We start from the raw sequence: 12,095 nt of genomic DNA on the forward strand, positions 1-12,095 counted from the left end.
CTTCGCTGTTGCTTCTCAATCGGGGCGAAGCATAGCACGGATGCGATTTTTACACAACAGCCGTTTTACTGGTAGCGTTTCAGCAACTTCCTCAATTTGCCCCAGGGCAACGTGTTCACCACATCAGCCTTCGTGAGCCAACCCCGCCGGGCGACATCGATGCCGTATTTAATCAAGGCAATCTCAGTAATGGAATGGCCATCGGGGTTGATGGCAAACTTGACACCGAGCGACCGGGCTTGTTTCACGTGCAACCAATCGAGGTCAAGACGGGCTGGATGGGCATTGATTTCAATGATCGTCCCTGTCTCCGCAGCAGCCTTCATGACTGCATCAATATCCATGGAGTAGCCTTCTCGTCGCAAAAGCAGTCGGCCGGTGGCATGGCCCAGTATATCGACATGTGGGTTTCTGATCGCCTTGATGACCCGTTCGGTCATCTGCTCCCGGCTCAGCGTGAAATGGGTATGCACGCTGGCTACGACATAGTCGAACCCAGCCAGCAGCTTATCTTCAAAATCCATGCTGCCATCAGGCAGGATGTCGCACTCGGTACCCTTGAGCAGTTGGAAGCCTTTCAGCTTTTCGTTCAGTGCATCAATCTCTTTCCATTGCTTTTTCACCCGTTCCGGCGTCAAGCCACGAGCCACATTCAAAGATTGCGAATGATCGCCTATGCCCAGGTACTTCAGCCCCAGAACCTTGGCGGCTTGCGCCATTTCTTCCAGGGTGTTGGCGCCATCGCTGTAGGTGGTGTGACAATGCAACGTGCCTTGCAGATCATCAAGCGTAATCAACACCGGCAACCTATGCTCACTGGCAGCCAGAATCTCACCGGTGTTCTCACGCAGTTCGGGCGGGATGTAGTCCAGCCCCAGATGGGCGAACAACTCTTCCTCGGTGTGTGCCTTCAGCTTCCTTTTTTCATCAAGGGCATACTCATTGAGTCGAAGCCCCTGGTCAATAGCTCGTTGCCGCATGGCAATGTTGTGTTCCTTGCTGCCGGTGAAGTAGTGCAGTGCGAAAGCAAAGGATGCATCTTCCACCACACGGATATCAGCCTGCATGCCATTGCTCAGGAGCACGCTCGACTTGGTAGGTCCACGCCCAAGAACCTGCTTGACCTCAGCACCAGTCGTAAATGCCTCCATGACCTTGTCAGCATCCTTTGCACTCACCAGCACATCCAGGTCAGCAATGGTTTCCTTGCGACGGCGCAGGCTGCCACACAGTTCTGACCGAATCACTCCAGGTACACTGCGTACCAGTTCCAGCAGCTTGATCCCGGTCTGCTCTGCATCGGAGATGAGGTAGCGATTGCCGACCTGTCCAAGGAAGGCGATGCCTTCGAGTATCTTGGCCTGGGTCTTTTCGCCGAACCCTTTGAGCTTGGCAATGGTGCCAGCCTGGCAAGCCTTCTCCAGTTCTGCGACGGAGTTGATCTTCAGTTCCTGGTGGAGGATGGCAATCTTCTTCGGCCCCAGCCCTGCAATCTTCAGCATCTCCAACAGGCCCGGCGGAATCTCCGCCAATAGTTTCTCGTGAAACAACAGCTTGCCGGTGGTGACGATTTCCTTGATCTTGGCTTGCAGCGTTTCGCCAATGCCAGGCACATGTTCCAGTTCACCCCTCTGTACTTTGCCGACAAAGTCTCCTTCATAGTTCTCAATGGCACGCGAACCTGCATGGTAAGCCCGGCAACGGAAATCGTTTTCCCCTTTGAGCGCCAACAGCGTACCGCAATCATCCAGAATCCTGGCGACCTGCATTTTGTCAATCATGGGATGTCACATAAAAGAAAAGAGCCAGTAGAAATATTCTACTGGCTTCAATTCAATTGCTACCAGCTACTTCGCTATGCTGCTTCCCGCAGATCAATACTGCGCGATGGATGCAGCATGATTTCAAGTGCTGTCACCAGGCGATCCGGGCCTCGGCCATCAATCAGGGCACGACCAGCGCGAGCCATTAAACGCCGTTCCGCAGCATCCTTCATAATGTTCTCGGCCGCCATGCGAACCGTATTTTCCTTGATGGCTTCATGCCAGCCCATCAGGTTGGCAGCCCCTTCTTCTTCCAGCCTCTGAGCAGTTGGCCAGTAGACTTCCTTCTGCACCATGATGAGCATGGGCACGCCAACACAGGCCAGTTCCAGCGAGCCGGTATCTGCTTCCGTCACAGCAAAATGACATCGGGAGATACGCCGCGATTGATCCTGCGTATCGATCGATACCGTCACCCGTCCCTTGTGGGCTTCCGCCAGGTCTTCCCATTGCTTCAGTTTGGGATGACCCATGCGGGCAAGAATATCAATTCGACTCAGCTGCTTCAAAGGCAGCAGTGCCTTGACGGTGCGTGAGGTCCAGTTGGCGGGATCGTCCCCAAGAGAGACCACGCAGCGGAATGGTTCGGGTGGCTCCTGACCTCGAATAGGACGAATGCGGCGAATGCCCGGCCTGACAATGGCATAGCGTGGGCCAGCCAAAACCTGTGATCCGGGACAGACATCGTATTCCGTAATGGATTTGTTCAGCATGGGATGCACCACCAGCTGGCTGGCCATCCGGTAGCTTGCTTCGTTGTCCATGCAGAAAACCATTGGCCCCAAGGCCGTTATCTCTGCCAGATATTCCGGACTGCAATTCGGGTCATCAATGACCACAGCAGCTGGACGCAGACGACGAATCTCACGCGTGATCTCTTCCAGATCATCAGGCGTGCCCACCTGAGCTTCAGCGCTCAGCCACTGGTTGTCGCCTTTTTTCACCAGTGCTCCCAGCAGGGAAGGTTCCAGCCTGCTGAGGAAATGTGCCGGGCGACGCCGGCGCTGCAGGGCATAAGCAAAAGTCAGGCAGCGGGAAAACGATTCCCAGCCACCAGCACGTGTACCATCCACTCGGAACAGAACTGCATTGCGAATCATGCCACCAACTCCCTTCGGGGGCAGGGAACAGAATCACCATCCTCAGCTTTTGCAAGCTGCGTTGTCGCTGATCAACATCCGTGTCGAACAGTGACATGATGGTGTCACTCCAGATGACGCGATGAATGTCATGCTGAAGCGGGGCGAATCCTACACCAAGAAACTTGAATCAAAAAGGCCAGTTTCGATGATTTTCCAGAAGATATTTTTTCGTGCGTCAGTCTGGGAAAGCAGCGTACTTTGCGAGAAAATCACAGTTCAGGACAGTGACGCGACGGCATCTGCAAGGCATCGATAACTTGTTGCAATTACCTTACACGTGCTGTAAGAGATTAGCGCGCCACATCGGGCTGATGATCAAAGTCTTCAAACGATACTGGCCTGTGTTCTTCCACAGCAGGCTTGCTCTCTACCACTTTGGGAGTCTCAACTACCGGCGGTGCTGATGGTGGAGTTTCTACAGGTCTGGTTTGCACCGTTTCCTGCGGAGGTTCCACTGGCTTGCTCGCCGGCGGAATCACTGGGAGCGCGTCTACCTGCTGATAATCTTTCAGCGTGCGCGGTTTGCCCGGACCCGTGCCTCTACTTTTGATTGCAGCGTTCATCACGCCTGCATGTGCAGCCAACCCCATAATCATCGAGCCAGCCAATGCACCGATGAGTATGCACTGCGATCCAAACACATCGTTTGTCAGAGTGGCTTGCGTCGCAACAACATAAACTACGCCCGGAGTGGATCCGAGTAATGCGCCAGTCAGGCCACGCACCAGAACCATCCAATAAGCTTTATGATCAAACTCGCTCTTGAGAGGCACGCGATTCCCCCACATCACGCTGGCACGTTTCACGGGAAACCGTTACCACAATTGTTTCAGCGTTGGATACAGTTTGTGATAGCGTTCATAGATCGATTCGTATTCTTTCTTCTGTACTGCATCAGGCAAACGCTCTTCCGTCACGCGAATAGTCGCAGCACAGGCTTCGGGTACCGAGCGATACGCCCCGGTTCCCACCATCGCCAGGAGTGCAACTCCAAACGCAGGCCCCTCCTGAGCATTGATCTGGGCTACTTTCTGTCCATAGATGTCCGCCTGCAGTTGACGCCAGTATTCCGACCGGGCGCCACCGCCGGACAGACGTATCTGTTCAGCCTGCACACCCAGGCCTCGCATCACCTCCAGGCAATCGCGCATAGCAAAGGTAATGCCTTCCACCACGGCACGTGCCATATGATGACGGGTATGACGAACGGTCAGACCAACCCAACTTCCACGGGCTTGCGGATCGCTATACGGATGCCGTTCTCCTGTAAGATAAGGAGCAAACAGCAATCCCTCTGCTCCTGGAGTTATCTGTTCCACGCCCTGCATGATCAGATCGTATGGGTCACACCCCTTCTTAGTCGCATCCTGCATCAAATCCGCACACAATTGATTGCGAAACCACTGCAGCGATCCACCTGCACTCAGCACCACACCCATCTGATGCCAGGCTCCGCGCACTGCATGACACATCGTATGCACTTTACCTTCCGGATGTGTTTCAGGCTTTTCAGCATGAGCGAATACCACACCACTGGTTCCCATGGTGGCACTGAGAATCCCCGGCTTCACGATGCCATTGCCTACCGCACTCGCTGCCTGATCCCCTGCTCCGCCCACCACTGGAACACCGGGTGAAACACCTAACTCTTTTGCTGCCTGGGCTGTCAGCTTGCCGGTTACCTCATCTGATTCCACACAACGAGGTAACAGTGATGCATTCAGTTGCAACATGTTTAACAGACCGGTGTGCCAGCATCGTTCCCTGACGTTAAGCAATAGTGTGCCTGAAGCATCGCTTACTTCAGTAGCTAACTCGCCGGTCAGTTTCAGGCGCAGATAATCCTTGGGCAGCAGAACGTGTTGCAGTCTTTCAAATATCCGAGGTTCATTATTTCTGAGCCAGAGAATTTTAGGGGCAGTGAAACCGGTAAAAGCAGGGTTGCTGACCATGCTGATGAGTGCCAGCCTGCCACCGGCTGCCTGTTCAATCTCTTCACACTCACGTTGAGTTCGCTGATCATTCCACAGAAGTGCAGGCCTGAGCACCTGGTGTGCGCGATCGAGAAACACCGAACCATGCATCTGCCCGCTCAGGCCGATGCCTTTCAGTTCATCTGGCTTGATGCCACTTTTAGCGATGGCTTGGCGGGAACTCTCGCAGGCGCTCTGCCACCAATCTGCCGGGTTCTGCTCCGACCAGCCAGGCTGTGGATGAGAGATGGGATGTTCCACGGTGACCGTTGCCAGGATGGTTCCATCCGCCCGGCAAACCAGTGCCTTGGTGCCACTGGTGCCCAGATCAATTCCAAGATATGCGCTCATATGGTGTCCAGCAAATGATGATCATCTTCGTTGTATCAGAAGAATGGGTGCATTGCTCAGGAAAAGAGACTGAGATTTGCGTCAATCAACAGAAGTCGTGCCACACTCCGGCGGTACTCCGCCGGGGTGTGCCTGCAGCATCCTGTCTTGGCAACAACCTATTCTTTATTTGATTTCATCCAGACAGCTGGGTGATGGCCCACGCCACTTGATAAACGGTCCGAGTCTATTCAGTGCTCCATCGTATACCACGCTGTCGGTATGCCCATCTGCGAATGCGAGACGATATCGACGATTCCCCTCTCCTGGTGCATTATCTTCATTGATGTTGACACCAATAAGGAAAGGAACAATTGGAGCCGGGGTGTGTCTTACTACTCGACCCAATGCCAGTGGCTTACCTTCTGCAAATTCAAGATCGGCTGGCTTCGTCCACGGCACTGCTTCTTGAGCAATTCCAGCAATGATGACGCTATCCATTCTTCCCTGTGCTTTGATTTCCGGAATCGTCGCTTGCTTGTCGTGTTCAAACACTGCTCCGGGCCCAACTATTAATTGATAGAACGTACCACCCCATGGTTCCTGCTGACCATAGCCAGGAAGTCGATAACAGTTTGGGAGGGATTTCAATAGTGTCAGATTGTGATTGCTGTTCCAAGGTTCATCGAGATGAAATTGACGATACAGTTCTTCTCTTCCGAGAAAAGGAAGCAAATGGACGCGCCAACTGAGTAAAGGCTGACCAGTCGAAGAATAGCTGGCTACAGCCGGGAACTGACCATGTTTTTCATGCCATTGATGAAGGCCAGCAACTATGGTCTCCAACTGTTTTGCCGCATATCCACTCGAATAGTTTGATGCATAGAGCGTACTCAACAGTGGTACTATTGAATAAGCAATCAAGACCAGTGGGAATAACAATATCGATCCGATCAGTATACCAATGATTCTTCGAATAACTGTTTTTGGTTCCTTCCACCAGCGTAAGATACAACTGAACATGATGTATAACCCAATGAAAAAGGCGGTAGCATCGAGCGCCAATACTGGGTCGTAGAAAATAGTAATACTCATTGCCAAGATAAACAGCATAACGGCAAGAACCGCACGTCGTTCCCGTGTCATGGAGATGCTCAAACCAATTATTGCGACTGCTGACAGTTGCCTCCCACACTAACATCCGAACGGTATCGAGTACAGCGTATTGCGTCAAATCCGCAGACCGTGCCACACTCCGGCGGTACTCCGCCGGGGTGTGTCTGCTGTAACCAGTCGAGGCAAAAACTGGACATCGAAATGAGTCACTCTTGAAAAAATAACATCCTTACACTAATATAGTATACTATTGTTTATTGACCTCTGATTCCCTGCAGTTGGCCAGGTAAATGACAATCAACACGGCCAATCCGCTTTCATACATGACAGGAAAATATCTTGTGGTGTATGATACTGCCATGCACAACGCGAATATCCCTGTAAACATGGCGCGCGCACGAGCTGCTGCAGGTGGCCCATTTCGCGAAGTAACCTTATCTAGTGAAGGCAAAGCATGATCCAACTCCAGCACTCAAGCCAACGCCAAAACCACTGTAATCATGGCGCGCGCACGGGGCGCTGCAGGTGGCCGATTCCGATTCTCATCACCAGCGGCTTACTTCTTCTACACCTTTTCGTTACCGCCTCAACTTTTGCAGTAGCTGAATTTTTACAGGAGTATAATATTGTACACTATACCGATCATACACGGTTACTGTTGTGGAAAGATAGTCACGGCGCTCTGCAGCCAGTGAAAACTGCCGACGATTGGAAGAAAAGACGAGCACACATCATCAACAACTTCGAAGCAGCTGCAGGCAGAAGGTCCGAAAAATCTCGCGACCCGGAACAGATCACTTATCAAACTCACGAATCCGTTTCACTGGGCAACATCGTTCGCAAGAAGATCACTATTCCCATAGATGACAACGATATCATCCACGCCTACCTGTTCCTGCCTGCATCTAAAGTCAAACTCCCAGCCATGCTCTGCCTGCATCAAACCACGAAGTCTGGCAAAGGCGAACCGTCAGGCCTGGCTGGCTTGCCTACCCTGCACTATGCCCTGGAGCTGGCCCAGCGAGGTTACATCACCATCGCACCTGATTACCCGCGCTTTGGCGACTCCACCACCGATGCCTATCAGCTAGGCTATGTAAGTGCCACGGCCAAGGGCATTGCCAACCATCGGCATTGTGTCACACTGCTGACGCAACTGCCTGAAGTCGATGCGGAACGGATTGGCTGCATCGGCCATTCGCTGGGCGGTCACAATTCCATCTTTGTTGCACTGTATGAACCACGCATCAAGGTAATTGCCAGCAGTTGCGGATTCTGCTCATTCCCGAAATACTACGGCGGCAATCTGAAAGGCTGGACGCATGCAGGCTATATGCCACGCATCGCGAGTCTGTTTGACAGCGATCCGAAAAAAGTGCCATTTGACTTCACCGAACTGCTGGCAGCCCTGGCTCCCCGGCCTGTGTTCATCAACGCTCCACTGCGTGATGCCAACTTTGATGTGGAAGGCGTCCGCGATTGTGTCAAAGCTGCCTTGCCGGTCTATCAACTGTTTGGCAAAACAGAAAATCTGGTTGCAGTTCACCCTGATTGTGAACATGCTTTCCCTGATGACATTCGTGAGAAGTGTTATCGCTTTCTGTATACTCACTTACGCGATCGCAAGGAGAGTAAATAGCCGATGATGTCGGCAGTATCCTGCACAGATACCTGTTCTTCGAAGTTTTCAGGCATCAACGATTTTCCGGTGCCCTGCACTTCTTCCAGATCGCTGCGCAGGATAGTCTCTTCGACACCTTCAGCCCGCTTGAGCGTGATGCTCGATGCTGATTCACTGCTCATCACCCCTGTCACGGTTCTGCCTGTTTTGGTAATCACCAGGTAATTGACATAACGCGGATCGACTTCACGGTTGGGATCGAGCATATCAATCAGCAAAGCTTCCGGCGTTTTGTTGCCAAGCGCTCCTAAAAGGTCTGGCCCAACAACATGCCCCTGCCCCTGAATCTGATGGCAGGTGGAGCAATGCTTGGCAAAGAGAGCTTTGCCACGTTCTACATTAGCTGTCATCTGAAGCGATGGAGCATAGCGGATCAGTATCTGCTGACGGCTCGTAACCTGGGCGCTGGTCTGCAACTTCTCTGCCCGCTGGCGGATGTTCGCATTTCGCGAACGTAATAATTGCTCCCGACGCGATTGATCAAGCTGCAGCCAGGCAAACTCTTTCTTCTCCGCTCGCTCCAGAAGGTACTCGATGAAAATAGTCCTGCCCAGCAATACTTCCTGTGCTTCCCGACGGATAGTCGGACTCCACGTTGGCCAAAGTGTCAGCAGCAATACTGTAACTTCCCGTTCATCAAAACGGCTGATGGCCTGCAGTGCGTTCCGCTGATCATCTAAAGAAGACGTAGAACTGAGCAGTTCCTGCAGCAATGGCTTGGCTTCTTTCCAGTTGGTATAGCCCAACAGACTGATGGCCATCTGCCTGGTGTTCGAACTGATTTTGGCTTGATGAATCAGGCTGTTCAATCTCGAAGTGATATCTGGCAAGGTGCGCAGATAACTTGATCCAATCCCTTTCAAAACAGCCAGTTGACTATCTGACCAGTCTTTTTGCAAATACCTTTTCAATGACTGATCCGACTGCAACTCCAGCAGCGGTACCTTTTTACCGACCAGTTGTGCCAGCCTTTCCAGAAAGGCATTGGATATCTTCTCATTAGCCATGACCGATCGCAATAACTGCCATTCCAAACCCTGGAGTGAAGACAGTAGAGCAGTATCGAACCAGGTATCTCTATCTCTTCGCTTCAGTAGTTGATACGCCAACTGTAGCCTTTCCTGATGATCCAGTGGCAGCGAACCCAGGCTGAGCGCCAGTTGAAACCGTACCTGCGGATGCTGATCTTCTGCAATATACATCAATTGCTGTTTCAGTGGTTCTGACAAACTGCGTCGCGATTCACAGAATTGCAGCGCAGCCATGCGTACTGCATATTCATCCAGCGAAGTACTTTTCAGCGCCGATTCCAAGTTGCCATCATCTAAATGATTGCACAACGAAAGTAAGCTTAATGACAGAATGCGCGCATGGGGCAGGGGATGTGATGTTAACTGTTTCAACTCCGACACATTGTGCTTAACATCTTTCTCCAGCAGCAACCGAAATGCAGTCTCTCTTCGCCAACTAATACTGGAACCCAGTTCCTGAATCAGTTCTTGCTCGCCGAGTTGATCTAAACGTTTCTGTTTCACTATTGTTGTTTGCTTTGGCTTGATCCGCCAAATGCGGCCCCGTTCCCTACTATTCAGGTTCCATTTTGCCTTGATGTCATCAGGCAACGACAAAGGTGTTTCAATGATCTCACGGTAGAAATCGGCCAGGTAAAGCGATCCATCCGGGCCGTTGGCGAGAAAGACAGGCCGAAACCAGGTATCGGTTGAGGCCAGGAACTCGCAATCCTTATCATGGCGTTGTGCCTGAAAAGTCGAGCCTTGCACCTTCAGCACATCCCGATGCACCAGGTTATTAGCAGGATCGCAGACAAAGACCTGATTGTCATGCCAGGCTAAACCCGTTGCCGAAGTGAAATATCCGCCCGGCACCAATTCTGTTGTCGGAAACCGCTTGGCATCACTCCCACCAGCACGGCGTGTGGTGCGTTCCAGCCGCCAGGCTTCAAAAGGGCTGATGCGAAAGACGCGAGCTGCAGCACCGTGATCGGGAATGTCCAACACCACCGAGGGAACCGACAGATCAGGATTGCGTTTCAAATAATGATGAGGCAACACAATATGCCGCAGGTGCTGGCTGTTGGTACACGTCAGCCATTGACCACTGGGTGTCACTGCCAGTCCATACTGCCCACCGCCTGAACAAGGCTCGAGGCTGCCAGGCACATCGGGTTTGAAACGGAAATGCATGCCGCGCAGTTGAACTATGGGAGCATCAGGCTTTTCGACCGATTTAACAGGGCTATCGTTGCCCCCATTGCAGCCATACACCCAGCCATCGTAATGGAGTTGCAAACCATTGATCATCTGCTGAATGTTGCTGTTGCCGAAGCCGGTGTAGAGTACCCGTTTCTCCTTACCATCACGCGAGACAAAAAACAGATCGGGGGCATCACCCACCAGGAAACCATCGCGATAAGGCGCAATCCCACACGGAAAACGTAAGCCATCAAGCACTATGCTGGATTTTTCAAAGTAACCATCGTGATCGGTATCCTGCAATCTGCGGATGCGGCCTGCCAGGTTGGGAGTCCCCGTGCCTACACCTGCGTTGGGGTAGCCCCGCATTTCCACCACGTACAGATCGCCAGCCGCATCAAAGCAAAAACAGACGGGATCAACCACTTCAGGTTCCGCTGCTGCCAGTTCTATGGTGTAGGCGGGGTCCAGCTGAAACGTGCCCAGTTCCTCGCGTGCTGAAAGTGGCACCGTCTGGTTCTCTTTATTGCGAGGCAACTCACGCTTTTCCTGAGCCAGCAGAGTGAACGAAAAGAGCAGGGCACCTATCGAAAACACCATCAGTCGCATGGAAGGCATCACATCGTAAAGAAGGCAGGCAGGGATTCAGCATAACAAAAAACCGCCGGGAATGCCCAGCGGTTTATCACGATATTCCTCGAATCATAGGCCTTAGCCCGGCAGCAGGTCTTTCACTGCTTCGTACTCTTCCTTGAGTTCCTTGTGTGTTAGATCGAATTTGGCTTTCCCGAACGCATCCAGTTGCAGGCCGTTGACCGGCTTGTACTGCCCCTGTTCATTGCGGCATGGATAGCCGAACACCAGGCCATGCGTTACGCCATATTCACCATTGGAAACGATGGCGGCACTTGTCCAGTCGCCTGCAGGAGTTGGGGCGAGCAGACTTTTCACATGATCCAGTGTCGCATTGGCTGCAGACATGGCAGAGCTGACCCCTCGAGCCTTGATGATCGCAGCACCGCGATTCTGCACCTGATGAATGAACGTGGTTTCCAGCCAGGCACGATCGGTGATGACTTCGGTCGCTGACTTGCCCTTGATGCGGGCATGCTGGAAATCGGGATACTGGGTGTTGGAATGATTACCCCAGATGGTGACGTTGGTGATATCGCTGTTGCCAACCGATGCCTTCTTGGCGAGTGCCGCTACAGCTCGATTGTGATCGAGACGGGTCAGTGCTGTCCATCGTTCAGCAGGTACATCCTTGCCATTACGCTGTGCTACCAGGCAATTGGTGTTACAGGGATTACCCACTACGACGACACGAATATCCTTGGCGGCATTGTTGGCAATGGCCTGTCCCTGGCTGACAAAGATCTTCCCATTCATCGATAAGAGATCCTTGCGTTCCATGCCTTGCTTGCGTGGGAACGCTCCTACCAGCAGTGCCCAGTTGGCGCCGGCAAATGCCTTGTTGGCATCATCGGTAAATACGACGCCTTCCAGGTTCGGTGAGCCCAGATCTTCCAACTCCATCACCACGCCTTCCAGCGCTTGCAGTGCCTGGGGAATTTCCAGCAGTTGTAGAATGACCTTCTTGTCTTTGCCAAACACTTCACCGGCGGCTAGCCTGGCCAGCATGGCATAAGCCACCTGCCCGGCTGCACCTGTCACAGCAACGCGAACCACCTGACTCATGTTGAGACCTCACAAGATGAAAGAACACTATCACCTTATGAAGCCGATACTCCAGCGGGAAGTTGACCTGAAACGAAACAGCCCTTGAGGATCGCTCAAGGGCTGCAGAATGGTTAACT

The 12,095-nt window shown here is 52.5% G+C and carries 8 protein-coding genes; 1 reads left to right on the plus strand and 7 read right to left on the minus strand.

The genetic code is table 11. The features are described from left to right. Positions 1 to 65 precede the first annotated feature (65 nt). The 5 genes from polX to JNJ77_10655 all read right to left on the minus strand — a co-directional run bounded on the left by polX (position 66) and on the right by JNJ77_10655 (position 6,414). Complete coding sequence (gene polX, locus JNJ77_10635; GenBank protein MBL8823033.1) at positions 66 to 1,778, minus strand: DNA polymerase/3'-5' exonuclease PolX; 1,713 nt, start codon at positions 1,776 to 1,778, stop codon at positions 66 to 68. A 77-nt stretch (positions 1,779 to 1,855) separates the two neighbouring features. Further along, positions 1,856 to 2,923, minus strand: coding sequence for a polysaccharide biosynthesis protein (locus tag JNJ77_10640; protein ID MBL8823034.1), 1,068 nt, complete (start codon positions 2,921 to 2,923; stop codon positions 1,856 to 1,858). 332 nt (positions 2,924 to 3,255) lie between these two features. Continuing rightward, the gene (locus tag JNJ77_10645; GenBank protein MBL8823035.1) at positions 3,256 to 3,771 is read right to left on the minus strand and encodes a hypothetical protein; all 516 of its coding nucleotides are present in this window, start codon (positions 3,769 to 3,771) and stop codon (positions 3,256 to 3,258) included. A 9-nt stretch (positions 3,772 to 3,780) separates the two neighbouring features. Beyond that, positions 3,781 to 5,289 carry a xylulokinase gene (xylB, locus tag JNJ77_10650; GenBank protein MBL8823036.1) on the minus strand — a complete coding sequence of 503 codons (1,509 nt, stop codon included), beginning with the start codon at positions 5,287 to 5,289 and terminating at the stop codon, positions 3,781 to 3,783. A gap of 165 nt (positions 5,290 to 5,454) precedes the next feature. After that, complete coding sequence (locus JNJ77_10655) at positions 5,455 to 6,414, minus strand: DUF1559 domain-containing protein (GenBank protein ID MBL8823037.1); 960 nt, start codon at positions 6,412 to 6,414, stop codon at positions 5,455 to 5,457. A gap of 628 nt (positions 6,415 to 7,042) precedes the next feature. Here JNJ77_10655 and JNJ77_10660 point away from each other — a divergent pair. Further along, entirely contained in the window at positions 7,043 to 8,023 is a 981-nt protein-coding gene (locus tag JNJ77_10660; protein ID MBL8823038.1) for an alpha/beta fold hydrolase, read from the plus strand. Here the strand turns inward: JNJ77_10660 and JNJ77_10665 are convergent. Together JNJ77_10665 and JNJ77_10670 are read right to left on the minus strand one after the other, a co-directional pair. Then, entirely contained in the window at positions 7,993 to 10,887 is a 2,895-nt protein-coding gene (locus tag JNJ77_10665; GenBank protein ID MBL8823039.1) for a c-type cytochrome, read from the minus strand. The two genes, JNJ77_10660 and JNJ77_10665, sit on opposite strands and share 31 nt — an antisense overlap. Before the next feature lie 102 nt (positions 10,888 to 10,989). Continuing rightward, complete coding sequence (locus JNJ77_10670; protein ID MBL8823040.1) at positions 10,990 to 11,976, minus strand: malate dehydrogenase; 987 nt, start codon at positions 11,974 to 11,976, stop codon at positions 10,990 to 10,992. Positions 11,977 to 12,095: the final 119 nt, after the last annotated feature.

It is taken from the genome of Planctomycetia bacterium (genome assembly GCA_016795155.1).
GTDB lineage: Bacteria > Planctomycetota > Planctomycetia > Gemmatales > HRBIN36 > JAEUIE01.